The following is a 25,495-nucleotide window of genomic DNA, read 5'->3' on the forward strand; positions in this document are numbered from 1 at the left end:
CATTTGATGATTATTATGGATTAATGAAAAACAAACAAAAGGTGGGGGAAGGAATGAAAACATTTTTTCAGTATAATTGGATGGTTAGAGAAGAATGGTATAAGTGGTGTGAAGAGTTACCAGAGGAAGAACTTTTAAGAAAGCGAACAGGTGGAGTAGGGAGCATCTTACAAACACTTTTTCATATTGTTGATGTTGAGTGGAGCTGGATTCGTGAAATACAAGGGAAACCTGCTTTGGAAGAAGACTTTGAAAAGTATAGTAGTCTAGATCGAGTACGCTTCTTAGATGCACAATTCAAAAGTGAGGTTGAGAGCTTTGTAAATAGCTGGGATGATGGCTTGGAAAATAGACTACATACAGACACATCACAAGATGGAACAGTTACTACGGATACTTGGGGTGAGGTGGTCCGCCACATCATTGCACATGAAATACATCATATCGGCCAGTTATCTGTTTGGTCAAGGGAATTAGGGAAAAAGCCGATTTCTGCTAATCTGATTGGAAGAGGACTTGCTCATACAGTAACGGACCATTAATTAATATACAACCTTCCTAATTAGGTGAAGGTATAGATAAAGATAGAGAAACTACTATTTGTATATAATAATTCAGAGCAGGTGTTTTGAGTATAGGACAAGGTGAGCTATAATTAAATAGGAAATAAAATGTAAACATTACATATTTAATTGTAGTTCGAAGGTAGGGGAAGAGATGAACAGGGTTATAAAGCGAAAGCCTAATATAGTTAAAATCATTAGCAAAACAATAATGATCATCCTCGGTGGATTAATTGCAGCATACGGATTAGAGGCTGTTCTAATTCCAAATAACGTATCCGATGGTGGGGTAACGGGGCTAAGTATCGTTGGGTCACAAAGTTTCGGGTTACCTTTAGGGGTTTTAATCGCCATCCTTAATATCCCTTTTGTTTGGTTAGGGTATAAGCAAATCGGGAAAAGCTTTGCCATTTACTCTGTAGTAGGGATTGTATCCTTAGCAATAGGGACAGTTTGGATGCATCATATCCCGGCGATCATCGAAGGAGATACACTATTAATCACGGTTGTTGGTGGGATTATCCTTGGGTTCGGAATGGGTTTAGCATTACGTAATGGCGGTGCGCTAGATGGAATAGATATGCTAGCCGTATTGCTATCTAAAAAGTTGCCATTTGGGACAAGTGATTTAATCTTATTTTTAAACTTATTTGTATTCATAGTTGTTTCCACGGTATTTGGCTTGCAAGGAGCAATTCTTTCCGGGATTGCATACTTTATCGCCTCTAAAGTAATTCATATCGTAGAAGAAGGTTTAAGTGGATCAAAAACGTTTAAAATCATTACAGCTGAGCCTGAAGTAATGGTAGAAACGATTCGTGATAGATTAGGTCGCAGTGCAACCTATAAAGACGCTTACGGTGGTTATTCACACGAGTTATTCAAGGAAATTACGTGTGTTATCAACCGTTTGGAAGAAAGTAAAATGAAAGAGATTATCCAAGAAATTGACCCAGGTGCTTTTGTTACAGTCTATGATGTAGCAGAAGTGAAGGGCGGTAACTTTAGAAAAAGAGATATTCATTAATACGTAAGTCAAGGAAAGCGTTTTTGTTATCAGAAACGCTTTTTTCTTTTTATTAAAAGGATTTGCTGATGATATAACGAATTTTTTAAAGAAGAACGGGAAGGAATGGGGTGCAGAGTAAATGACAGTGGTAATTGAAAGAGCCAAGGATTTTCGAGAGTTAGCGCATTTTCTAACGGAATTGAATAACCAAAAAGCGTTTCATATTGGATACTGTGGACATAAAGTTGAGGAAATATATGAGACCTTAAAAGCAGATTTCGTTAGAGAAGGTCAGAGTACAGTTCTAGTTGCTAAGAATAGCAAAGAGAAAATAGAGGCTGCAATAGGTTTAGATATTGATGAGGAAAGTGCAGAAGTTTGGGGTCCTTATAATAGAAATACGTCTATTAACATACAATCTCTAGTTTGGGAATCTCTTTTACAAGAATATCCAACGATTGAAACCTTTTATTTCTTTCTAAACAAGGAAAACTTAAAGCAACAGGAATTTATGAAAACTATACATGCAACTAAAACAGGAGAGTATCTCATATTAGAAATTAAAAAGCATACCTTTCAAGTTGTTAATGAGTTAAAAAGTACACCATATATTCAAAGTGACTTTGATGCGTTTGCAATGATGCACGGGCAAGCTTTTCCGAATACATATTATAATGCCGAAACAATTGTGAGCCGATTGAATGAGGCGTGTATTTTAAAAATACTAAAATCTGAATCGAATGAAATACTTGGGTATGCTTATTATGAAGTGGATTCATTAATAGAAGAAGCTACATTACACTATTTTGCTATCTCTCCAATGACACAAAATCAAGGCTATGGGACAACTTTGTTAAAGGAGGTCATAACAGAAATTTTTTCTTTCTCTGAAATCAGCGAAGTTAAATTATGCGTAGATCATACAAATGCCCAAGCAAATCATGTCTATTTTAAAGTGGGTTTTGAAGAAAAGGACGTATTGTATAGCTATCGACTGAATCGAAATGCGACAGTAAATAAGTTTATATAGTAATGACTACTTTGCCTTGGGCGTGACCTTGCTCAAAATAATTGAAGGCTTCTTTTAGTTCCCTCAATGTGTAAGTACGATCAATGACTGGTTTTACTTTATTGGCTTCAATGAGTTCTTTTAAAAAAAGTAAGTCATTTTGATTTGCCCTCTGCAGAATATTCTTCATACTCTTGTTATTAGTTAAGGAAATTAGGGGACCTATGAACATGGCCTGGACCATTTGTGCTTGAGAACCACCAATCATTACGTAAGAACCATTAGACTTTAATAACCGATTGTATACTGAGATTGGGCTATATCCATTGACGGCAAGAATGAGATCAAAGCGATCTTCTAATTCAGAAACATCTTCTTCTGTATAGTCAATGACATAATTTGCGCCAAGTGAACATGCAGTTTCTATATTTCTTGTACTACAGACTGCTGTCACTTCAGTGTCGTATGCTTTAGCAATTTGAATGGCAAAAGTTCCTACTCCCCCTGATGCACCATTTATTAGTATTTTTTGACCGGAATTAATTTTGCCTTTTTGCAATGCTTGTAAAGCTGTAACAGCGGCCATCGGAACAGAGGCAGCTTGTTCAAAAGTAAGGTTGGTTGGTTTATGAACTATTGCTTGTTCCGGAACCGCAACATATTCGGCAAAACCACCCCAACCAAAAGCGGATAGGTCACCGAATACTTCATCACCAGGCTGAAACTGAGTTGCATTTTTACCAGTTGCTTCAACTACTCCTGCAATATCTCCGCCTGGTATTGCAAATTTAGGTTTAAATAAACCAAATGCCATTCGAGCTAAAAATGGCTTTCCTGATAATAGAACTACGTTGCCATAATTTAAAGAAGCAGCTTTGACTCTTACCAACACTTCATTATCTTTTTCCATGGGCTTATCAACTTCACCTAATTCCAAAACATCAGGTGTTCCATACTCCTTGGTCAGAATGGCTTTCATATGGACCCTCCATTGGTTTTTGATACTTCTAATAGAAGATATTCAGAGGTAAGGGGTTCAATTCTTTCAAAATAAAATTTAATAATTGGCTAAGTATTTTGAAAAATATGGTTGAAAAAGTATTGAAATAAAATTATAATAAGAACAAGTGTTCTTATTTCGAGGTGGGTTAATAAATGGAGCTTTGTTTTTATGAGGATCAATATAAAGAAACAATCGAACAATATCAAATAACGGAGGACCAGCTACGATATACTGGATCGCCCATTGAAAGTATGGCATTGGTTAATGCAGATTCAGACCGTTATGCAATATTAGCAATTGAAGGTGGAGAACTTGTTACCTATTTCAATTTACATAAAAATGAAGGTGTTAAGCCGTATTCGACTAACCCTAAGGCAATACTATTAAGAACATTTTCTACAGATTTTCGCCATTTGGGTAAAGGCTATGCAAAACAAGCGTTAAAGCTATTGCCGTCTTTTGTAAAACAGTATTTTGAAGATATAAACGAAATTGTACTGGCTGTTAACCTTCAAAATGAAGTTGCACAAAATCTCTATAACAAAACTGGTTACGTTGATGAAGGGGAACGTAGAATGGGGAATAAGGGTGAGCTAATAATTATGAGCTATTTTTTATAATGGTTTGCATAATGAAAGCAAAAGAGGAGGGATGATGCATGTTTCTAAAAAGAATTGAGCTCCAACGAGATCTTATTCCAACATATAAAGAATATCCTTTTTCAATTCCGACAATAAGGACGCTTGATCAATTGGAGCTTCATAATCAAGTAACATTTTTTGTAGGAGAAAACGGTTCTGGCAAATCAACACTTTTAGAAGCTATAGCTGAAAAATGTGGGTTTAATACTGCTGGTGGAGGAAGAAATAATTTTTACGATGTGCATCATTCTGAATCTGCTTTAGGTGAGTTCATTAGACTTTCATGGTGGCCAAAAGCAACAAATGGTTTCTTTCTTCGTGCGGAATCTTTTTATAATTTTGCATCTCATATCGACGAACTAAGAGCAGATGATATAAGAGCCTATAATGCTTATGGGGGTAGTTCTCTACACGAACAATCTCATGGGGAATCTTTTATGTCTTTATTTTCTAATCGATTTAACGGAAACGCCATTTATTTATTGGACGAACCAGAGGCAGCATTATCTCCTCAGCGGCAGCTTGCGTTTTTAAGGATTTTACATGATTTAGTTCAAGAGGGTGAGAGTCAATTTATTATAGCTACTCATTCACCAATACTTTTAGGATATCCTAATGCTACGATTTACAGTTTCGATCAAGAAACTATAAATGAAGTTAAATATGAAGAAACTAGTCATTACCAAATCACAAGATACTTTTTAGAAAATCGTGAAAGATTTTTAAGAGACATTTTAGAAGATGATTAATGCAACAAAATAAATGCACCAAAAATATCGAATAGATACCTTTAGTGCATTTACCGTCAATTAGTTATTTCTGTTCTTTTTTTGATTTTTGTTGTTGTTCTTGATTTCTTGTATATCTAACTCTTGAGCAATCTCTTGGTTGTTATTTTGGTTGTTATTTTGCTTATTCTTTTTTTGGTTATTTTGATCATTGTTATTTTTTTGTGCCTTATTTTTTTTACTCATTATTAATTCCTCCAATGTTGTTTAGATTATTTTTTTATCTCTTATTTGATTGTTGGTTTTTATCATGATTCGTTGCATTGTTCTTATTTTTAACTTTTGAGTCAAACTCTTCTGCAATTTCAGCAGTATTGTCTTCAGGGTTATCCTTGTGACTTGTGGTATTTTTATGCAAGTGCGCATAGGTTTCGAAAGGGTTGTGGGTTCTCACATTCATTGTTTCTTTGCTGTTTTTATTCCCCATGGATTCACCTCCTAGATACTAATTTGCTCCGGATAAACCGTTTTATTCTTTGTTGAAAGCTTAAACATTTACATAGAAAAACAATTAATTCCAATTCTTTTATGTATTCTCAAGGGGTTTTTCAATTTTTGTAGAAGTAATTACTGAAATCAAGTTCGAATAGGAGGTTTACGATTTGGCTAGAGTAATTGGATTTGAATTGAGTAGTCAAGATCCGGGAAAGGCTGCTTCATTTTACGGAAATGTATTTGGATGGGAAGTTAGTGAAGCTAATTGGGATTATTGGAGTGTGAAAACCGGAGCAGAAGATGAAGTCGGCATTGATGGTGGAATTAGTAAAGGGCCAAGTGATTTTCCGCATGGAACGCGAATACAAATAGAGGTCGAATCCATAGATGATGCTATCACCAAGGCACAAGAAAATGGTGCCATGGTTGTTCGTAAAAAAATGGTTTTTGATGAATTTTATTTAGCTTATTTAGTAGATCCAGTAGGAAATGGCATTGGATTATATCAACGAAAATAAAAGACTTTGGTGGAGGATGCTAATGGAAAAGATTATCCCTATAAAAAATCAAATGAATGGTGTTTTTGTGCATGTAAGTAATCTAAAGAATTCTGCGAAATGGTATTGCGATTTAATTGGATTAGAAGTGGATTTACACAAAATTGAATCACCTGTTTTTAATGTTCCGGTAGTGGGTACGACTTCACTTACATTAGATGACCATACCTTTGACCCGCACTTCAAATACCAAGCTAGCCCGAGTCCCATTTTCAACTTTTATACGCCAAATATTGATGAAGCCTATCAGTACATAAAACAAAAAGGCTTTAAAATCGTACGAGAAATTGAGTGGCATTATGAAACAGCTTGGTTTAATGTTCAAGATCCAGATGGGAATGTTGTAATGATCTGTAATTGTTGAGTTTGACATTCACTAAAATTAAGTGAGGAACATAGGGTATCCTATGTTCTCACCAATACTCTATATTAATGCTCCATTAAATTTGATAAGGGAACATCTTGTTCTCTTTGAGGATCATCGAGAGGATAGATTCTAGCGGTTCCTTTGTCTGCGTCAACATGTTGAATATATACTTTTTCTCCGTTATACATTACATTTGCAATCACAGGTGATTCTGAAATTTCTTGTGCTCTTTGTGCATTCATTCTGAAATCCTCCTAAAAATATTCGACTTTTCAATCTCATTATTTACATTCCTTAGGTAATTAAAACGATTTAAGTGGTCAAATGTTTATTTACTCTTTTGGATAAAAAAAGAAGTCAAACCAAAAGATCAAATTTCCAAAAATATGAAACATTCAACCCTTTTTATCGTATATTAGGTAATAAATTGTCATGTGCTATCTTTTATTTACATATATCATAACTGTTGGTGAATTAATAAGGAGTGTAATGAAAAGTGAGCTTTAGTTTGAAAAAACATGTAGTGATCATAATTTCTTCTCTTGCTATTATGATTGCAATTGGATTATCGATTGATATGTATCTAACACATAAAGAAATAATGGATGCGGCAAATGCATGTTATAATTTAAAAGGAAATCCTATTGTACATAAAGAAGGTCCCATTTCTAATTGGTCTTTTACTTGTGATGGATTATAGCTATAAAAAAATCACCTCTGTGATGAGGTGATTTTAGGGGAAAGTGGAAGAAGGGCTTATCACTATTTTTTTGAAGTTGATTTTTCCAACCATTCATGCTCAAGAATCCCATAGAGATGTGAGTCTCTCCAGCCATTATGAATTAAAAAATCATCCCTAATCGTTCCTTCTCTCATCATGCCAACCTTTTCCAAAACTTTCACTGATCCTAGGTTTCGAGGATCACAGGTAGCAGAGATGCGATGTAAGTTTAACTGTTTAAAACCAAATTCGATGAGTATTTTTGCAACTTCTGTAGCGTAACCTAATCCCCAATAATCGGGGTGTACTACATAGCCAATTTCACCTTTCCTATCAATAAAATCCTGTATATTAATTTCTCCTGAACCGATGAAAGTATTATTTGCGATTACTGCAAACACAAAGCGTGATCTAGGAATTTCATTGCCATCAGAAATTACCTGCTGAACAAACTCCAATGAATCTTCTTCTGAATTAGGGCCCCAAGGCTGATATTTGCTTACAGTTGGGAGAGAGGCATAGGAATGTACATCCACCCAATCTGCCTCAACCAATTCTCTTAAAGTGACTCTATTACCAATTAAACTTGCAATCATCGAAATCCCTCCCAATTAGATATTTGTAAAGATACTTGAATTCTATAAAGAAAGTAAAAGTCCTCTAAAATAAATATTTTACTATCGCTTTTTTACACGATGTTAAGCGCATGTAGCTAACTAAAAAGGATGATTCTTACTGTTTGGCGAAATGAATAGTGGGGGTGAATGTAATCTATGGAACTGAACGTATACAACATGAATGAGCAACGTGCTATTCAAATACTAAATTGGAAATATGATCCTCCTTATGATTTTTATGATAATCACTACACAGACGAAGCTCTGGAAGAATTACTTGATAGTTCATACTATGCTTTAGTTAATACTAAAAATGAATTGTTTGGATTTTTTTGTGCTGGTAAATCGGCACAAGTTCCAGTTGGACATGCTAAAGGCGCCTATGAAGAAAACTTGGTAGACATGGGACTTGGGATGAATCCTAGGATGGTAGGACAGGGAAGTGGAACTGAGTTTTGTTCTCTCATTATAAGATTGATTAGAAAGAAATATGGAAATACGCCTATTTGTTTGACTGTTGCAACATTTAAAGCAAGAGCGATACATCTGTATGAAAAACTAGGATTTGAAAAGGAAAATGAAGTTAAAAGTGAGAGAGCTCAATTTATTACAATGGTGAGAAGAGAAGTATAGCAACCTATAAAAAGTGTCCCAAAAGATATAGATATGGATGTATCTTTTGGGACGACCCTTCGGTAAGAGGATTATTTTAGTTTAAATCTACTTATAGCAGTTGCTAACTCAGTACTTAGATTATTTAATTGTTCAGAGGCTTCAGCAACGGATTGGATTGCTGTAAGTTGTTCATCACTTGATGCACTTACTTCCTCGCATGCAGCTGCAGTTGATTGCGCTGTCAGAGACATTTCTTCAATTGTTTGAACTACTTGATCTTTATAACTTACAATGCCTTCAATTTGGGCTATTACATTCTTAAATGTACCTTCCATATTCTCAATAAGAGTAGAAAGATTCGTGAAGAGGGAGCTAGTATCTTCTACTACAATACCTTGATTTAGGAATGTCTTTTGCATTTCTGTCATTTGGCTTGCCACTTGTTGTGATTCTGTTTGTAATTCTAGAATGGTTGTTTTTACTTGTTCTGTTGCTTTTGCGGATTGTTCTGCAAGTTTTCTAACTTCTTCAGCTACAATTGCAAACCCTTTTCCATGCTCACCCGCACGCGCAGCTTCGATACTTGCGTTAAGGGCAAGTAAATTTGTTTGAGATGATATTTCAGAAATCGTATTCATTACAGTACCAATAGCGCCAACCTTAGTTTCTAGGCCCTTTATTGCTTGAGCCATATTTGTTAATTCATGATTTGAATGGTCGAAGGAACCTAATAAATTATTCATCTTGTCTTGACCCATAAGGTTCAACCTATCTGCTTCAAATGTGATGTCATGTAATGAGTTGGTTTGAACCTTCATATCATTGATTTTATCGCCGAGTTGTCCCGTAGTTTCTGTTACCATATCCGCATTTTCAGATGATGTTGTGGCACCAATTGCGATGTCATTCACAGCATTTGAAACTTCTAAACTTGAAGCACTTGTTTCTTCTGCAAGCGCGCTTAAATGGTGGGAACGCTGCTCTACATTATTTGATGACTCTTGAACCACAGTAATGATATTTTTCATATTTTCAATCATGGAGTTGAAATGCTGCGTGAGTTTACCGATTTCATCTTGAGATTTAACCTCAATATTGACCGATAAATCTCCTTTAGAAACTTCCTCCATCAGTGTGCCAAGTTTATGGATTGGTTTTAAAATGTTGGTAATAAATAAGAACAAAACAATAAATGTTATTGCAATAATAGCTATCGCAATGAAAAGAATCACTTGCTGGATGCTTTTAGCTAAACCATGTAAATTATCAATATAATAGACGGCAGCTACTGTCCAATTTAAATCTGGCACTTTATTATAAATAACGACAGACTTTTCATTGTTAATAGTAGTTTCAAGATTGTTTTTGTTTTCAGTGTCAGCCTGTATGGATTGAACAAACGCTTCAGAATTAAGATCTTCACCAATTTTTGAAGGGTGAACGATGGCAACTCCTTCACTATCTAAAACAACTGGATAACCTTCATATCCTAAATCAGTTGAGGAAAGCATATTTGTAAGCTCGGCCAATAATATGTCTACTCCTAAAACACCAATAATTTTGTTGCTATCTTTAACAGCCACGGATCCTGTTATTGCATACTCGCCCGTTACGCTATCGATGTATGGAGAAGACCAAACAAATTGATCTGGATTTTGGATTGCATTGGTATACCATGGACGTGCTTTTATATCTAAATCATTTATTCCTTCGAAATGAGGTTCGATTATTGTGTAATCGCCATCCGTAAAGTAAATTCCTGATGAAGCATCATAAATAGATAAGTATTCTGCTAAATCTGAACGGTAAATTCGATCTGCAGTATCATTATATGTAGTTGAGCTTGAATGAAAATTTCGTACATCCGGTGATGCAGCTAATTTTAAAATACTCTTCTCATATGTAGATAAAAATGTTGTGATATTATCAGAAAGTCCGTTTACCACTACTTCACTTTGTTCAATTACGCTATCCTCAGTTTTTGAGCCAATCAAAATTGAGCTTACTGTGCCTAGCGTACCTAAACCTAAAACAATAATTATTAATACAATAGCTAATATTCGCCATCTAATAGATCGTTTCAAAATAGTCCCTCCCAATATAGTAAATTTGTAATGTCATTATAATATCAAAAAGATATCGAGGAGTATGATAAAAAAATGTCGAATTTAGTATTTTTCTATTAATCTAAAAATATATTTTTTTCAGAATTATATAATTTTATCTACATTTACTTTTTATTGAAAAACAATAATGCAAAAGAACTATATGTGTTGTCTGTCTAATACTGCTTAAAGTAATGAAATAGAGAATAATAGAGACTTCTGATTAATAGTAGATAATATCTATTGTCAGTAAGCATACATAACAGGAGGTAAGTAATGAAGCAAGCAATTATATTTGATATGGATGGTACTTTATTTCAAACAAATACGGTGCTGGAACAAGCATTGGATGCAACATTTGAAGTATTAAGAGAAAGTCAGTTATGGGTAGGGGAAACACCTATTGAAAAATACCGAGAAATCATGGGGGTACCCTTACCGGTTGTCTGGGAAACTCTCTGTCCGGATCTTACAAATGAAGTTAGAGAGAGAAGTAATGAGTACTTTCAGAAAAAATTAATCGAGATGATTCGCCTTCGAAAAGGGGCTCTTTATTCAAATGTAGTAGAGGTGCTTAAAGCACTCAGCTACAAATATCCGATTTTTATTGCAAGTAATGGCGAACAAGAGTATTTACAAGCAATTGTTGAAACTTATGAGTTGAATCCTTTAATTAATAAAATCTATAGCATTCAATTGATACCTACAGGAAATAAATCGGATTTGGTGAAATCGATTGTAGAAGAAAATGAACTAGAACATGCATGGGTAGTAGGGGATCGACTATCCGATATACAAGCTGCTAAAGAGAATGAATTGATATCGATTGGGGCAAATTTTGATTTTGCTCAACAGGAGGAGTTAAAGCTAGCTGAATTTGTTATTAATAATCTTGAGGAATTAATGATCATAATACCTTAAAGTGAGAGCCTGCTTAAATGAAGATTATTTTTATTCATTTGTTTGGGGATAATTACGGAGTGGTAAAATGTGAGCAAAAAGGATGGGAGGAATTACTTTGAAAGGTGCAAGTCCATATATCTTTGTAGAGAACTGTCTTGAAATCTTAGAGTATTATCGAAACATATTAAGTGGTGATATTAGAAATGTTCAACAAACTGAGGACGGTAAGTGTTTACATGCGGAACTCGTAGTAGGGGATAGCATTATCCATTTTTCAGATGATTTTGGGAAAACCAAACAAGGGGATAATGTGAGAGTAAGCCTAGAATGTGAAAGCGAGGAAGAAATCACAAGAATTTATAATGATTTAAGTGTTTCGGGAAATGTGACAGTAGAGCTTCAAGATACCTCTTGGGGAGCGTTGCACGCTAATTTAGTGGACCAATTTGGTGTTGGCTGGCTCTTGAATTACCAGAAGTAATTGAGTTATAAGTAGGTTTAATCCGGTTTCGAAAAAAGAGTAAGCATACTATGAATAGCGCTGTACATGCTGTAAGTGGTCAGAGCACAACTGAATCTTCCTTCTTCAAAAACCGATTTCTCCATTTGAAATCGTTTTTTGAAAAGGGTGCATACATATGTAAAATTGTTAAGTTAGTTGTTTTACCAAAAAAATAAACTAATCATCTTCCTCAAAACATCATAATTTATGGTAATCTATTTAGGAACACGAAATAGAAATGATAGAAATGAGGAATATCTGTTGCATCTAAAATCGATTAGTCTAGTTTTGTTAATTAGTGTTATTGGTGCATTGTTATTTGATGGGCTAAATTTGCCGGTTCCTTGGATGTTAGGCCCTCTATTTGCCGTCCTTATAAGTCAATTCTTTATTAAATATGAGCTCTTTTGGCCAATCCAATTTCGGAATATAGGATTGGTTGTCATCGGTGTTTCTATTGGTCAAACCTTTCAATTAAACGTTTTTTCAGGTATGACCTGGCTCATTTTTCTTATGTTTCTCATTAATATTATTCTAGTTATTATAAGTATAGCAATGGCGTATGGTGTTCATAAAATCAGTAAGATTTCTTTGAAAACAGCCTTAACTTGTACGGTTCCTGGTGGTTTAGGGCAAATTGTTGTATTTGCCGAAGAAGAGAAAGATATAAATTTAGCGGTAGTTACCTATTTTCATGTGGTACGCGTTGTTAGTATAGTGATTGTCATCCCATTTATTTTATCTGGTCATGTTCTTCAAACCGGAAGTTCGGAAAGTCTTCTTGATATTGAGTGGCTTCCATTGGTATTTCTATTATTAGCAGCGTGGGCAACCGTGTGGGTTGGAAAAAAGATTAAATTACCGGTCCCATATTTTTTAACACCGATTTTATTTATCATTGTATTAACCTTATTTTCAGTAGAGACACCTCATGTACAGGGAATCTTATTACATATAGCTCAAATATTTATGGGAGCATATATAGGATTGCTGTTAAAACCCAATATGCTAAAACTCGGAAAAAAAGTAATTTTATTAGGTATATGGAGTGCTTTATTATTGCTTGCCATAACGTTCTTGCAAGGACTTTTATTGGTGCATTACTTAGGTTATTCCTTATCCACAAGCTTTTTAAGTACAGCGGCAGGTGGACTTGATCAAATGAGTTTAATAGCAACAGCTATCGGTGCGGATGTTTCGGCAGTAACGGTGTTTCAGATTTTCAGAATCTTATTTGTCTTCTTATTTGTCTTACCGTTATTAAAAGTAGCTTGCACGTATATTGATAAGAAACAAGACAAGGAAATAAATCAACAGCAGAAGGTGCTCCAATAATGGAACACCTTTTTCTTTGTGCGATACTAATTAGGAAATACACCCGAGAAAAACATTGAGGAAATCCTGGATTTTAAATTTCTGTCATTGAATTTTCATATTAAAGTAAGCTATGTGATTGTTGAAAGCCATATTTCAGTGGTATGATAGAATATAGTGCTTTCAGCGAATGGTTGCCTAATAGTGAGGGGAAAAGACATACTATGCAAAACTATCTTGATCTCTGGGCTAAGGCAGTTAAGACAGGGATAATTAAATCCAATTTAATTCCCATGATTGCTGCACTTATGCTCGCTTTATATACGTACAAACTAAGTTTTATTGATCATATACCGCACATCATATTTGCCTTTGTAGGTTCAGCTTTCATTATCGGAGCTTCCGGTATTTTTAATAATTTGTATGATCGCGATATTGATGCAATTATGCAACGTACAAAATCTAGACCTACAGTAACAGGGGAACTAAGTGCTCGAACTGTACTTGTTGTCGGTATTATTCTTCTAATTGCAGGACTTGCGATTCTTTCTTTAACAACTTGGTTGGCTGCTTTTCTTGGCTTCCTGGGTGTGTTTTTCTATGTTGTTCCTTACACAATGTGGACAAAAAGAAGAACAATTTGGAACACGGAAGTGGGAAGTATTTCGGGAGCTATGCCGCCGTTAATTGGCTGGGCAACTGTAGCACCAAATATTTGGTATCCTGCAGCATGGGCTTTATTTATCATCATGGTTATCTGGCAAATGCCACATTTCTATGCGATTGCAATTCGTAAAAAAGATGACTATGCAGCGGCGAATATACCGATGCTACCAGTTAAAAAGAGCATGAGAAGAACTTATTTGCAAACAAATATTTATTTAGTGGTTATGATGCTGACAAGTTTCTTGTTTGTGCCTCTTAGTTGGGGTTTAACATTATGCTCACTTATCTTAGGTGGTATATGGCTTTGGATCAGTATTGTAGGATACCGCCAAATGGATGAGAAAAAATGGGCAAATAAAATGTTTGCTTACTCATTAATCTATATGATGGCAGTATTTGCCACGGTAATTATTTATTCAAGTGTCGGTATGATTCTTCAATAAAAATTTAGAAAGGTGTCCTTTAGGGGCACCTTTTTGCGTTTTCATTAATGTTAATGATTGTGGATAAGTGTGGTATAAAATTCGTAAAATTCTAATAATTGTGGGGATAGTGTGGACAAAACCTGCTAAAACCGTGGATAAGTGGATAGGAAAAATATAAAAGTCTTTTGAGTGGTGTTTGGTTGGGGATAAGTTATTCTGAAAGGGGAGGCCGCATAATTAATAAAAATGCTAACGGAGTTTTACTGTTACATATCAGAAAAGAATACAAATTTATCACGTTTGATGTTGTTTGAACTATAAATATTAGCTTTTTTGGCGAAGTGAATAGAGGATTATTTAAAAAAAGGATGTAATTTGATCTTTGTTATACAACAAAATATCTCGAAATTGTGAACGATAATGTGATAAAAATGTGACATATAACAATTGTGCGTATTCAATCAATACCAGTGATGTTATGATAATTACATCATAAAGAGGTCAACTTTTGACAGCCTCTTATGAGAAATCGCTCTTTTAGTAAAAGTGGTAAGTAAAGCTCATATGAACCTCATGAAAGCTTGTTCGACAAGATATATAACCTCCCCTATGTTTATATATAAAAAAATGCTTTTTAAAGGGTCAGTCCAAAAAAGCACCGTGTTTCCAGTAACACGGTGCTTTTTTCTGTATAGAAAAACTAAGGTAACGTTAAGTCAACTCCATTAAGTATAGTAGATACGAATCTTAAAAACAGATTAAAATGTCTATTTGCAATGTTTATTTGGATTTAAAATGCGGTAAATGAGTAGAAACCAAATAAAAATGAAACAGTTGCTAGAGAGTAGTAGAAAATACTATAATTCTTCTTATTTTGACTTTTCAATTCATATTGTCCCATTGCAAGAAAGAGAGGACCCATAATCATATATGCCCATGGCAGTAAGTTTGGGCTTCCTACAGCAAACGTATAGATTCCTATTAATACAAGTAAAAGTCCCACAACGGGCTGCATAAGTACTACTAGACTCCATTTATTTTCCATAACAACCACACTCCTGTTCAAAAAAGGTATCTTCCGTTAGAAATTAGTATCATAAATTGTATATATTAAAAAAATTCTACAAATATTTAGAAAATTCCTTTTTGTTACAAAAAAGAAATATTCTTAATATATATTTAAGTTGCTTCATATAAATTTTTCCAAATAAAAAACCTAAAAGCTCAAAGAAAGAGCTTTTAGGTTTGATATAAATGATTAGAATTCTAAAGTGGAAACTTCGTGTAAGTAATCGCCTAAAACACGTAAGCCTTTATCGAAGTTTTCTAGGTGGAAATGCTCATTTGGAGCATGGAAATTTTCGCTGTTTAAGCCGAACCCCATTAACACAACTGGTAACGAAAGAATTTCATCAAATGCAGCTACAATAGGAATTGAACCACCACCGCGTGTAAAGGCAGTTGGAACATTATAGATACGCTCATAAGAACGACCTGCTGCTTGAATTAATGGGTGATCAAATGGCGTTATGAAAGGAGCGCCTTTATCAAATTCAGATACAGATACTTCAATACCTTTTGGCTTATGCTTTTCGATATGTGCTTTCAGTAATTGAACGATTTCGTTTGGATCTTGGTCAGGTACTAAGCGACAAGTGATTTTTGCACCAGCTTCAGCCGGAAGTACAGTTTTGATTCCTTCGCCAGAGAACCCGCCAAAAACACCATTTATTTCCAATGTTGGTCGAGCCCATGTTTGTTCTAAATAGGAGTAGCCTTCCTCACCGAATAATTCGTTTACTCCGACTTCTTGTTTTAATGCTGTTTCATCGAATTTTAGGTCACGATAAGCTTGACGCTCTTCTTCAGATAAGGGAAGAACTTTATCATAGAAGCCTTCTACTTGAATCGTTCCGTGTTCGTCACGGAATGAAGCTAAAATGTCAGCTAATGCATGGATAGCATTTTGTACACCGCCACCATAAAGACCAGAGTGAAGATCGCCTTTTGCACCGCGCACATCAATTTGTACCCCGGTAAGTCCGCGTAAACCGTAGCATACAGCAGGTTTCCCAGGAGCATATAGTCCAGTATCAGAAATCAAGATTAAATCTGCTGCTAGCTTAGTCTTATGTTCTTCAACATAGGCAGGAAGGTTAGGACTACCGATTTCTTCTTCTCCTTCATAAATAAATTTAACGTTTACAGGAAGAGTTCCTTCTGTTGCAAATAATGCTTCAATCATTTTTAAGTGCATGAAAACCTGACCTTTGTCATCGGAAGCACCACGAGCAAATAATTTATTGTCTCGGATTACAGGGTTGAAAGGTTCAGATTCCCATAAGTGAAGAGGGTCCACAGGTTGTACATCGTAATGCCCGTAAAATAAAATAGTTGGTTTGCCTTCTGCATGCAGCCATTCACCATAAACAACTGGGTGACCAGCCGTTTGATCTACAGATACCTTTTCGATATTTAGCCCACGAAGCTTGTCCGCTAACCACTCAGCTGCTGTTTGGATGTCCTGTTTGTGTTCCGAAAGGGAGCTGATACTTGGAATACGTAGAAACTCATTAAGTTCCTCTAAGTGCTTTTCTCGGTTTTCTGTAAAATACGCATCTAAAATTTGCGATTGACTCATCATAAACCCTCATTTCAAAAATTATTTAGATAATAGAAATAGTATAGCACATGATGTACCTGGTACACACACAACTACGAAACAATTCTGACTATTGGGTGTTGTGAAGTCTCTGGGCAATTAATTTACGAAAATTACAAGGGATGAGTATTAAGCTTACAGGAATGTAATGTAATTGAAAGCAAATCCGATAGAGTGTAATACAATAATTTGGGAAAATGTAGACAGAAGGTAGTTAGATATTGGAGGAAACAAACCATGATTAGTTATTTGAATGGAATTTATGAAGAATATAATCGTTATATATATCATTTATGTTTAAAATTAACTCGCAACACAGCAGAAGCTGAGGATTTAATGCAAGAAGTATGGGTTAAAGTTGTTCGTAATGAAGAACAAGTAGAGAAGGTTGACCACGTAAAAGCATGGCTTACTACAATTACGATGAATACATTCCGCGACCGCTATCGCAAGAATGTAAGAAGAAGCAAGTATATGATGAGTCAACCTGAAACATTAGACGTGCCGATTTTAGATTTGGTTCCCAATAATGATATTTCTACAGAAGAAAAAGTAGAAAAAGAGGTTGTAACGAAGATTGTTCAAGAGAAAATGCAAGAATTAGACGGCATCTACCAAAAAACATTATGGTATTTCTATGTTGATCAATATTCATTGGCCGAGATTTCAACATTAATGAAGGTATCAATCGGAACAGTAAAATCTCGTTTATTCCGTGCAAAAGCTCGATTAAAAGAAATTTTACTTTCAGATTCATCCCTGCAGGATGTTGTGATGGCATAAGATTTAGGCTTTCCTTTACGGAGAGTCTTTTTTTTGCAATTAAAAAGCAAGATGCATTTTTATAGGCATCCTGCTTTATTTGGATAAATGAAGGGAAGTGTACCTTAAAGCTTCATTCATCTCTTAATCACTTAATTTATTAATTTCCATTCACAAGACATTTTTCAAAGATGGTATGTAATGTTTTAATTTCGTCATTTGTGAGCATGCCGAACATTGTGTTAACCATAGCTGATACTTGTGCACGTGATTCTTTTAAGATCTTTTCGCCTTCTGTTGTAATGGCGATTTGTGAAGCGCGGCGGTCAGCATTACTTTGTGTTTTTTCGATAAAGCCGCCATTAATCAGCTTTGTGGTTAAAACAGTAACACCACCCGTCGTCACTTTTAAGCGTTCAGCAATTGCAGAAGGACGTTTTGGACCTTCTTTTGCCAATAAATCTAAGAGTAATATATGAGATTTTGAAAATCCTAAAATATTTTGTTGGTTCCACTCATTAGCCCATTTACGCTCCAATGAAGATACAACTTCAAAAAGAGAGGAAAGGACTTCATGTCGTTGGTTATCCATATGCTCAGCTCCACTTACAAAATTCATTTCGCAGGTCTTGTACATTTACGAAACTTGCTTTCGCTAGCCGATTTGATTACCCTTGTGCAGCGATTTGTTGCATAGCATTTAACTCGTATGCACGAACTTTACGTGGAATAAAACGGCGAATATCCATTTCGTTGTATCCAACTTGAATACGTTTTTCATCAAGCAGTATTGGGCTACGCAACATACGTGGGTATTGCTGAATTAAGTTATATAAATCTTGTATAGATAATTGATCGATATCAATATTTAAGTTTTTAAAATCATTTGAGTTAGTTGCAATGATTTCATCTGTACCATCTTCAGTCATTCTTAAAATATTTTTAAATTCTGCTAATGTTAAAGGTTGAGATGTAATACGTTTTTCTGTGAAATTAATTTCATTTTCTTTTAACCATTTAATAGCTTTTCGTGAAGAAGAACAGCTAGATTGCGTATAAATTGTAACTGTCATAAAATCTCCCCGCTTTCGTATATTTTAAAGTTTCGAAACTTTACTGGTAAGATATTTTTGCTTATATTAATATCTTACTAGTAAGTTAATGGTAAGTCAATAGCAATTTTTGTTTTCTATAAGTGAGCTTATTACATTTAATTAATAACCGTTTTTCTATAAATATATACGTCTTAAAAGAAAAAAAGTTTCATTTATTTGCATTTATCATTTGAAAATGCTAATTTTAAATATTTATTTTGAATGCCGAAGAATCTCGAAAAGTTGAATTTGGTATTTTGATAGAATTCGAATGGAAAAGTAATATAAGAGGAAAGGAGATGGAGTGAGGTGAGGGAGTGAAAATTAGATCGGTGGAATGTAGAAGTGCAGTACTCATGTGGGAAAGACATGCGCCAGAGTCGATTCCTTTGTTGGAAGCTCTACTAAGAAGATTACCTTTAAAGGAGACGGATTTTTTTAAAGAGAAATTGCGGCGCCTCATTTCGATAATCTCGCAAACCGCATATTTTTATCAAAAAGTTCCCCCTCAAATCTTATCGACAAAAAAAAACGGATTGAGCCCCGAAAAGCTCCATCCGCGTTCATAGACAATAATCTTATAAATCTGTTTTTCCTGTTGTAAACCAGTCTTGTACGTTCCATACTTTCGTTACTAGACCATCGTAGAATTCAGGTTCGTGGGATACCAAGACGATTGTGCCTTTGAATTGCTGCATGGCACGCTTTAACTCTGCTTTTGCATCCACATCTAAGTGGTTTGTTGGCTCGTCAAAAATTAACCAGTTTGTTTCATCCATCATCAGTTTGCAAAGGCGTACTTTCGCTTGTTCGCCACCCGATAGAGAGTTTAAGGGACGTGTAATATGATCTGTTTTCAGACCGGCACGTGCTAAGGCAGCACGAACCTGTGCTTGTTCCATTGAAGGGAAGGCGTTCCATACATCATCAATCGGTGTAATTTTATCGGCCTTTACTTCTTGTTCAAAGTAAGAAGGTTCCAAATAGTCACCAAGAATTACGCTACCATCAAGTGGTCTCACTTTCCCAAGCATCGTTTTAAGAAGGGTGGATTTACCGACACCGTTCATACCGACAAGGGCAATTTTTTCACCGCGTTCAATCATAAATGAAAGAGGTGGCAGTAATGGTTTTTCCTTATCGTATCCGATTACCAGATTTTCAGCCTCCACTACATAACGGCTTGGGGTACGGGCTTCTTTAAAGCTGAACTCAGGTTTCACGGCTGTTTCAGGACGGTCAATTCGTTCTAAACGGTCAAGCTGCTTCGCACGAGACTTCGCACGGCCTGTTGTGGAATAACGTGCTTTATTTTTTGCAATGAAATCTTCTTGCTTTTTAATAAACTCTTGTTGCTTTTCGTAAGCGTCAATATGCTGACGTTTATTGATTTCGGCAAGCTCTAAAAATTTCTCGTAAGTTGCTGTGTAGCGTGTTAGCTTAGAGAATTCAAGTTGGAAGATTACATCCACTGTTTCATTCATAAACTCGGTGTCATGAGAAATTAGTAAAAAGGCATGTGGATAGTTTTTAAGATAGTTTTTCAACCAAGTAACATGCTCTTCATCTAAATAGTTTGTTGGCTCATCCAGCAACAACACTTTTGGTTTTTCCAATAATAGCTTAGCTAATAAAACCTTTGTACGCTGACCACCAGAAAGGGCGGCCACGTCTCGCTCAAGTCCGATGGCATCTAGACCAAGACCACGAGCAACCTCTTCAATTTTGATATCTAATGAATAAAAGTCTCCAGCATCTAACGCATCTTGTACTTCTGCCATTTGCTCAAGCAATTCTTCTAATTCCTCGGGTGTTGCGTCACCCATTTTATTTGCAATTTCATTTAACTCTTCTTCCTTTTTATAAAGAGGAAGGAAGGCATCACGTAATGCATCGCGCATTGTGCGGCCCGCTGTTAATACTGTATGCTGGTCCAAATAGCCATAATGTGTACCTGGAAGCCATTCTACACGGCCGGTATCATGAATTGTTTGCCCTGTAATGATGCCCATTAGCGTTGATTTTCCAACACCATTTGCACCAACTAAACCTATATGATCGCCTTCAACCAGGCGGAATGAAACATCCTTAAAAAGGGTGCGATCACCAAAGGAATGACCTAAATTTTCAACTGTTAATATTGCCATAACGATTTCCTCCGATAATTAATTTCTACCTAATGCATAAATTGTCATGTATCCCTAGAAAAACATGACTCGACTGTAGGCCATTAGTGGATTTTTTCCTATTTAACCTTTCATCTCCGCAAAAAAACTCGCGGGCTACGACAACGCCGCGAGCTGTTTGTTCAGTTGGGCAAGTTGTTTTTCCATGTTGGAAAGGCGCTCTTCTGCTTTGGCAACAGAATCAGCATGACCCGTACTTTCAAGCTTTTCGATATCACCCTGAAGATTAATATAATCCATTTTTAACTCTGCAATTTGTTGTTGAAGCTCTGATTTCGTAGCCATAGTTTGAACGCTCCTTATTCGATAAGTACAAAAACTTATGAACATTGTATCATAGGAAGCTGTACTTTTTCATTAATAATAGAAATCCAGCTTTTACTAAAATTCCATCACCTCATTTCTAAATAAGGAAAAGCACTTCAAACGATTGAATACTCGTCCAAAGTGCTTTTATCTAATCAGACTTTGATTTTCTACAATGACACCATATTATGGCGTTCATAGGCAAAGTCTAAAATAAGTGACTTAATCACATCGTTATTATCTTGGATTTCAAGTTCGAATTGCTTGCGTACAGCCCGTTCACGTCTTGCTTCATGCAAAAGCATTTCCATTACGGCATTTTGGATATTGGATTGTTTCATTTTGCGACCTAAGCCTAGGTGGATAAATCCGTTGTGCTCTCTAGGAAAAGCGTTGTTTAGTTCACGTTCATTTTGTGCAGCTGTAATGCAAGGAATACCCACAGTAGCCACTTTGTATGGAGTGTAGTTTGCATTACAAATGATGATATCGGCCTCAGGTAGAAGCTTTTCTAGGGCATGGTCATCTTTTAATATTTTCGTATTCCGGCGGCTGAGCACCATCATCTGTAAATCTTCAATTGAATGCTTGTACTCGCGATCAATAGCAACCGTCACTCGTAATGGAATTTGTAGCTGAGTTAAATGGCGTAAAGTTCGATAGGTTAAATTGTTTTCATCACCATCTTCATAGGCAACAACAATATGTGGTGGATTGGATAGTTCATTTGAAACCCGTTCATTTGCAATGGTTTTAAGAGATTCCTTCACAGCAAACGCGAAGCTCCCAGATAGGATATTTTGGGCAGTATTTTCCCTTACTTCTTCAAAGAGAGCAAGGATATTGCAATCTGCCAGAAGCGCCCCTTCACCAAAGTCATCAAAATGGATAATGGTTTTACAGAAGGGTCTTAATTGTTCAATTTGCTCAACGAGTGTGTCTTTACCATCCTGAATGATTAGATCTGGTTCAAGATTGCGAATCTGTGTTTTTAATTCAGTATAGTTATCAAATAGAATAGGAGAAAGTTGTTCGTCGGTAAAAATTTCAATAGCTTCTTGTCCATCCTGTTTTAAAAAAATATAAACACTCTCTTCATCTTTTAAAAGCTTGGCTAGTATTGCTACTCGCTCAAGTGGGTAGTATCCTTTTACAGCACTATGCTCAACAATAAAGGCAATTTTCTTTTTTAAAGAAGGTACACTTAGTTCATTCTGCATATAATCCCATCCTTTCCCAGCTACTAATTAAATTATGGTGAAAAATTTGAAAGTATGTGTGAAAATTAACAATAGAGTCATTGCAAAGAGGTTACTAGATTTTCAATTTTATGCACTAACATAGAGAAAGATGATAGGAAGTGAAAGAAAAAATGGAAATGCGTTCGGCTATTGTCGTTGGGGGAACCGGTTTAGTAGGATTGAACCTAGTAAAATTATTATGTGATAGTGAAGAATATGTATCTATCACCGTAATTGCTCGAAGTAAACTAACATTCAATCATCCAAAATTAACTGTGATAATACGTTCTTTTAATGAATTAGAAGAAAAGGATATTGGGTTTGCCCATGAAATTTTTTGCTGTTTAGGGACAACAATTAAAAAAGCGGGGTCTCGTGAAGAATTCGAAAAAGTAGATGTAGAATATCCACTGCAAGTCGCATCATTAGCTAAGAAGTGCGGCATTATGCATTTCATCATTATTTCAGCGATGGGAGCAAACGAAAAATCGAGCGTATACTACAATCGAGTGAAAGGGAAACTCGAAAAGGAATTAGTCGCATTAGAGCTTCCGCAAGTATCCATTGTAAGACCATCTTTACTAGTTGGGGAACGAAATGAGTTTCGATTTGGAGAGAAGATGGGGGAATGGGTGTTAAAGGTTTTAAATCCGTTACTTATAGGACCGATGAAAAAATACCGTTCGATTGAAGCGACACAGCTAGCATTGGCTATGAAGGTCATTGCTTTCTTCGGTAAAAAATCTCCGGTAACGATTTATAATTCAGCTCAGCTTGCAGATTTAAAAATGCCTGAGGTAAAAGAAGATGAGCCCATTTCTCGTGAAGAGCTATTTAATTGGGATAAATTCCAAAAAGAAGAGGTAACCCTAATCGATGAAGAAGTGGTGTTTAACCGTCAGAAGCTTCCGGCGGTAAAAGAAAAAAATGAAACTGAACAATAAAATAGTGAATTGGGAATGAAAGAACGTCCTCAGCAAATACTACATCTAGCGGGAGGACTTTTTTATTTTCAGGTAATCCCTCTTGCTATAAGGTTTAACGAAAGGCAAGGACTCTATTCTAAAAAGTAACGAGTTGACTGGCCGATTTTGGGACATGTTAAATACTGTTTTTGTATTTACTAAATCGTTTTAAAGGGGTAGTACGATGCTTGATTCAATACTATTTCAAATAGTTGCTATTGTAGGACTGGGAATTTTGTCACAATGGCTTGCTTGGCGGTTTAGACTTCCTGCCATTGTAGTGATGTCGCTTGTTGGATTAATTGTCGGTCCGTTCTTGGGATTATTTAATCCTAAAGAAAGTTTTGGAGAAATCTTTAATCCAATTGTTTCGCTAGCTGTAGCAATTATTTTATTTGAAGGCAGTTTAAGCTTAGATATTCGAGAAATGAAGGATTCCAGACGAGCGATTTTTAGAATATCCACAATAGGTTCTTTGATAGCTTGGATTGCTGGATCCTTTGCAGCACACTATTTAGCTGGTATCTCGTTAGATGTTGCTTTTATCATTGGTGGGATATTTATCGTCACTGGACCTACTGTGATTATGCCGTTATTGCGACAAGCAAAATTGAAAGAAAGACCTTCCACTATCTTAAAATGGGAAGGGATCGTCGTAGACCCATTTGGGGCACTGGTTGCCTTATTTGCCTTACAAGTTGTCTTATGGACAAGTGATAAAATCACAGGCAACTCCCTATTGCTGTTCTTTGGTGCCTCTATTCTTTCAGCTCTATTTGGGGCAGCAGCGGGATTTCTACTTGGAAAATTATTAGAGCATGGATATATTCCGGAGTTTTTAAAATCCCCGATAGTATTAGTTAGTGTACTTTTGGTATTTGTGCTATCTGACACGATTATGCATGAAACTGGATTACTTGCAGTTACTGCAATGGGAATCATCATGGCCAATATGCATCTAACAAGCTTGAGGGACTTATTGCATTTTAAGGAAAATATTTCGGTTCTTATGATTTCTGGCTTATTCATTATGCTGACTGCCTCTTTATCCATGGATACGTTGAAAGATATTTTGAGTTGGAATATGTTGTTATTTGTACTGGCAATGCTATTTATTGTACGCCCGGTATCAATTTGGCTTTCAACAATTGGTGTAGACTTAACTAAGCAAGAACGAATTTTAATTGGATGGATTGCGCCAAGAGGGATTGTAGCACTAACTGTTTCGGGGTTCTTTGCCGGTGTACTACGCGAGGAAGGTTTTAAAGACGCAGATATTATTACGGCTTTAACACTTGCTCTTGTTTTTGCAACGGTTTTGGCACACGGCTTTTCAATTAGCTGGCTTGCGAGGAAACTAGGGCTTCGTGCAACTGATGAAGCTGGGGTGATGATTGCCGGAGGAAGTCCATTTAGTGCAGTATTTGGTGAAGCCCTACAAAGCTTTAATAAGCCTGTTTTAATAATAGACCGCTCATGGGGATCCTTAAGCCAAGCTCGCCATATGGGTCTACGGACAGAAGTTGGGGATATTTTAAGTGAGAATACAGAATATCATGTTGATTTAACGCCTTATGAAATTTTAATTGCGACAACCGAGGACGATGCTTATAATGCTTTGATTTGCCAACATTTTGTACCACATTTAGGGCGGGAACATATCTTTCAAACACCAAGTCATTCTGGAGATCCAAGTGGCTATAGTAAGTCGATTGGTGGAAAGAGACTGTTTGACGAGGAGTATGATATTCATATGTTAAACCGTTTTATAGAGGAAGGTTACAGGATTCGAAAAACACAACTAACCGATCAATATACATTAGGAGATTTTATTAATGATAATGATCATAAAACCATTCCACTATTCGCAGTGGATAGTGAGAATAATTTAGTCTTTTTGGCAAACGCAAAAAAACGCTCCTTTGATGTTGGAACAACGATTGTTAGTCTGACTTCACCAACTCGAATGATGGAAAGAGCAATGGAGAAGGCGATGAATATCGAAAATCCGCCAAAAGGCTGAAATTTAATTAATCTTA

29 protein-coding genes are annotated in these 25,495 nt (G+C 35.8%); 16 read left to right on the forward strand and 13 right to left on the reverse strand.

Going from position 1 to position 25,495, the window contains the following annotated elements; translation table 11 throughout:
• The first annotated feature begins 23 nt into the window (after positions 1–23).
• The 3 genes from C1N55_RS03515 to C1N55_RS03525 all read left to right on the forward strand — a co-directional run bounded on the left by C1N55_RS03515 (position 24) and on the right by C1N55_RS03525 (position 2,602).
• Positions 24–542, forward strand: coding sequence for a DinB family protein (locus C1N55_RS03515; RefSeq protein ID WP_255502450.1), 519 nt, complete (start codon positions 24–26; stop codon positions 540–542).
• A 175-nt stretch (positions 543–717) separates the two neighbouring features.
• On the forward strand, positions 718–1,590 hold the full coding sequence (locus tag C1N55_RS03520; protein WP_137727524.1) for a YitT family protein: 873 nt from the start codon (positions 718–720) through the stop codon (positions 1,588–1,590).
• A 121-nt stretch (positions 1,591–1,711) separates the two neighbouring features.
• Positions 1,712–2,602, forward strand: a complete 891-nt coding sequence (locus C1N55_RS03525; RefSeq protein ID WP_137727525.1) for a GNAT family N-acetyltransferase — start codon at positions 1,712–1,714, stop codon at positions 2,600–2,602.
• Here the strand turns inward: C1N55_RS03525 and C1N55_RS03530 are convergent.
• Positions 2,595–3,560 carry an NAD(P)-dependent alcohol dehydrogenase gene (locus tag C1N55_RS03530; RefSeq protein ID WP_137727526.1) on the reverse strand — a complete coding sequence of 322 codons (966 nt, stop codon included), beginning with the start codon at positions 3,558–3,560 and terminating at the stop codon, positions 2,595–2,597. The two genes, C1N55_RS03525 and C1N55_RS03530, sit on opposite strands and share 8 nt — an antisense overlap.
• Positions 3,561–3,736: 176 nt before the next feature.
• Between C1N55_RS03530 and C1N55_RS03535 the strand changes: the two genes are divergently transcribed.
• Positions 3,737–4,204, forward strand: a complete 468-nt coding sequence (locus C1N55_RS03535) for a GNAT family N-acetyltransferase (protein ID WP_137727527.1) — start codon at positions 3,737–3,739, stop codon at positions 4,202–4,204.
• Between the two features lie 38 nt (positions 4,205–4,242).
• Entirely contained in the window at positions 4,243–4,974 is a 732-nt protein-coding gene (locus tag C1N55_RS03540; RefSeq protein WP_137727528.1) for an AAA family ATPase, read from the forward strand.
• Between the two features lie 60 nt (positions 4,975–5,034).
• Here C1N55_RS03540 and C1N55_RS20450 read toward each other — a convergent pair whose 3' ends face one another.
• Positions 5,035–5,199, reverse strand: a complete 165-nt coding sequence (locus tag C1N55_RS20450; protein WP_168193798.1) for a hypothetical protein — start codon at positions 5,197–5,199, stop codon at positions 5,035–5,037.
• A gap of 34 nt (positions 5,200–5,233) precedes the next feature.
• The gene (locus C1N55_RS03545; protein WP_137727529.1) at positions 5,234–5,440 is read right to left on the reverse strand and encodes a hypothetical protein; all 207 of its coding nucleotides are present in this window, start codon (positions 5,438–5,440) and stop codon (positions 5,234–5,236) included.
• A gap of 175 nt (positions 5,441–5,615) precedes the next feature.
• Between C1N55_RS03545 and C1N55_RS03550 the strand changes: the two genes are divergently transcribed.
• On the forward strand, positions 5,616–5,966 hold the full coding sequence (locus C1N55_RS03550; RefSeq protein WP_137727530.1) for a VOC family protein: 351 nt from the start codon (positions 5,616–5,618) through the stop codon (positions 5,964–5,966).
• A 22-nt stretch (positions 5,967–5,988) separates the two neighbouring features.
• Positions 5,989–6,369 carry a VOC family protein gene (locus C1N55_RS03555; RefSeq protein WP_137727531.1) on the forward strand — a complete coding sequence of 127 codons (381 nt, stop codon included), beginning with the start codon at positions 5,989–5,991 and terminating at the stop codon, positions 6,367–6,369.
• Between the two features lie 65 nt (positions 6,370–6,434).
• Here the strand turns inward: C1N55_RS03555 and C1N55_RS03560 are convergent, their stop codons facing one another.
• The gene (locus tag C1N55_RS03560) at positions 6,435–6,614 is read right to left on the reverse strand and encodes a small acid-soluble spore protein H (protein WP_137727532.1); all 180 of its coding nucleotides are present in this window, start codon (positions 6,612–6,614) and stop codon (positions 6,435–6,437) included.
• A 254-nt stretch (positions 6,615–6,868) separates the two neighbouring features.
• On the opposite strand from C1N55_RS03560, the gene C1N55_RS03565 reads away from it, so the two are divergent.
• The gene (locus tag C1N55_RS03565) at positions 6,869–7,072 is read left to right on the forward strand and encodes a hypothetical protein (RefSeq protein ID WP_137727533.1); all 204 of its coding nucleotides are present in this window, start codon (positions 6,869–6,871) and stop codon (positions 7,070–7,072) included.
• Between the two features lie 62 nt (positions 7,073–7,134).
• Here C1N55_RS03565 and C1N55_RS03570 read toward each other — a convergent pair whose 3' ends face one another.
• On the reverse strand, positions 7,135–7,689 hold the full coding sequence (locus C1N55_RS03570) for a GNAT family N-acetyltransferase (RefSeq protein WP_137727534.1): 555 nt from the start codon (positions 7,687–7,689) through the stop codon (positions 7,135–7,137).
• Positions 7,690–7,866: 177 nt separating this feature from the next.
• Here C1N55_RS03570 and C1N55_RS03575 point away from each other — a divergent pair, with 177 nt between their 5' ends.
• Positions 7,867–8,343: a GNAT family N-acetyltransferase gene (locus C1N55_RS03575; RefSeq protein WP_137727535.1), complete on the forward strand. Its 477-nt coding sequence runs from the start codon at positions 7,867–7,869 to the stop codon at positions 8,341–8,343.
• Positions 8,344–8,414: 71 nt separating this feature from the next.
• Here C1N55_RS03575 and C1N55_RS03580 read toward each other — a convergent pair whose 3' ends face one another.
• The gene (locus C1N55_RS03580; protein ID WP_137727536.1) at positions 8,415–10,409 is read right to left on the reverse strand and encodes a methyl-accepting chemotaxis protein; all 1,995 of its coding nucleotides are present in this window, start codon (positions 10,407–10,409) and stop codon (positions 8,415–8,417) included.
• A gap of 297 nt (positions 10,410–10,706) precedes the next feature.
• Here C1N55_RS03580 and C1N55_RS03585 point away from each other — a divergent pair, with 297 nt between their 5' ends.
• From C1N55_RS03585 to cyoE, 4 genes are all read left to right on the forward strand, one after another.
• Positions 10,707–11,351 (forward strand): HAD-IA family hydrolase, encoded by a 645-nt coding sequence (locus C1N55_RS03585; protein ID WP_137727537.1) that lies wholly within the window; start codon positions 10,707–10,709, stop codon positions 11,349–11,351.
• 97 nt (positions 11,352–11,448) lie between these two features.
• Positions 11,449–11,814, forward strand: a complete 366-nt coding sequence (locus C1N55_RS03590; RefSeq protein ID WP_137727538.1) for a VOC family protein — start codon at positions 11,449–11,451, stop codon at positions 11,812–11,814.
• A 282-nt stretch (positions 11,815–12,096) separates the two neighbouring features.
• Positions 12,097–13,170, forward strand: a complete 1,074-nt coding sequence (locus C1N55_RS03595; protein ID WP_168193799.1) for an AbrB family transcriptional regulator — start codon at positions 12,097–12,099, stop codon at positions 13,168–13,170.
• Between the two features lie 203 nt (positions 13,171–13,373).
• Positions 13,374–14,258 carry a heme o synthase gene (gene cyoE, locus C1N55_RS03600; protein WP_137727540.1) on the forward strand — a complete coding sequence of 295 codons (885 nt, stop codon included), beginning with the start codon at positions 13,374–13,376 and terminating at the stop codon, positions 14,256–14,258.
• Between the two features lie 772 nt (positions 14,259–15,030).
• Here the strand turns inward: cyoE and C1N55_RS03605 are convergent.
• Entirely contained in the window at positions 15,031–15,285 is a 255-nt protein-coding gene (locus C1N55_RS03605) for a hypothetical protein (protein WP_137727541.1), read from the reverse strand.
• A gap of 213 nt (positions 15,286–15,498) precedes the next feature.
• Positions 15,499–16,881, reverse strand: a complete 1,383-nt coding sequence (locus tag C1N55_RS03610) for a dipeptidase (protein WP_137727542.1) — start codon at positions 16,879–16,881, stop codon at positions 15,499–15,501.
• Positions 16,882–17,139: 258 nt separating this feature from the next.
• On the opposite strand from C1N55_RS03610, the gene C1N55_RS03615 reads away from it, so the two are divergent.
• Positions 17,140–17,685, forward strand: a complete 546-nt coding sequence (locus C1N55_RS03615) for an RNA polymerase sigma factor (RefSeq protein ID WP_137727543.1) — start codon at positions 17,140–17,142, stop codon at positions 17,683–17,685.
• A gap of 139 nt (positions 17,686–17,824) precedes the next feature.
• Here C1N55_RS03615 and C1N55_RS03620 read toward each other — a convergent pair whose 3' ends face one another.
• The 5 genes from C1N55_RS03620 to C1N55_RS03640 all read right to left on the reverse strand — a co-directional run bounded on the left by C1N55_RS03620 (position 17,825) and on the right by C1N55_RS03640 (position 22,470).
• Positions 17,825–18,256, reverse strand: coding sequence for a MarR family winged helix-turn-helix transcriptional regulator (locus C1N55_RS03620; protein WP_137727544.1), 432 nt, complete (start codon positions 18,254–18,256; stop codon positions 17,825–17,827).
• Positions 18,257–18,332: 76 nt separating this feature from the next.
• The gene (spx, locus tag C1N55_RS03625; RefSeq protein WP_137727545.1) at positions 18,333–18,737 is read right to left on the reverse strand and encodes a transcriptional regulator Spx; all 405 of its coding nucleotides are present in this window, start codon (positions 18,735–18,737) and stop codon (positions 18,333–18,335) included.
• Between the two features lie 599 nt (positions 18,738–19,336).
• A complete protein-coding gene (locus C1N55_RS03630; protein ID WP_137727546.1) occupies positions 19,337–20,905 on the reverse strand; it encodes an ABC-F family ATP-binding cassette domain-containing protein in 1,569 nt (522 codons plus the stop codon).
• Positions 20,906–21,040: 135 nt separating this feature from the next.
• Positions 21,041–21,229: an SE1832 family protein gene (locus C1N55_RS03635; RefSeq protein ID WP_137727547.1), complete on the reverse strand. Its 189-nt coding sequence runs from the start codon at positions 21,227–21,229 to the stop codon at positions 21,041–21,043.
• A 191-nt stretch (positions 21,230–21,420) separates the two neighbouring features.
• Complete coding sequence (locus C1N55_RS03640; RefSeq protein ID WP_137727548.1) at positions 21,421–22,470, reverse strand: PseG/SpsG family protein; 1,050 nt, start codon at positions 22,468–22,470, stop codon at positions 21,421–21,423.
• Between the two features lie 140 nt (positions 22,471–22,610).
• Between C1N55_RS03640 and C1N55_RS03645 the strand changes: the two genes are divergently transcribed.
• Together C1N55_RS03645 and C1N55_RS03650 are read left to right on the forward strand one after the other, a co-directional pair.
• The gene (locus C1N55_RS03645) at positions 22,611–23,435 is read left to right on the forward strand and encodes an NAD-dependent epimerase/dehydratase family protein (RefSeq protein ID WP_240758372.1); all 825 of its coding nucleotides are present in this window, start codon (positions 22,611–22,613) and stop codon (positions 23,433–23,435) included.
• 205 nt (positions 23,436–23,640) lie between these two features.
• Positions 23,641–25,479, forward strand: a complete 1,839-nt coding sequence (locus C1N55_RS03650; RefSeq protein WP_137727549.1) for a cation:proton antiporter — start codon at positions 23,641–23,643, stop codon at positions 25,477–25,479.
• Positions 25,480–25,495 lie beyond the last annotated feature (16 nt).

This window comes from Lysinibacillus sp. SGAir0095 (assembly GCF_005491425.1).
GTDB lineage: Bacteria > Bacillota > Bacilli > Bacillales_A > Planococcaceae > Ureibacillus.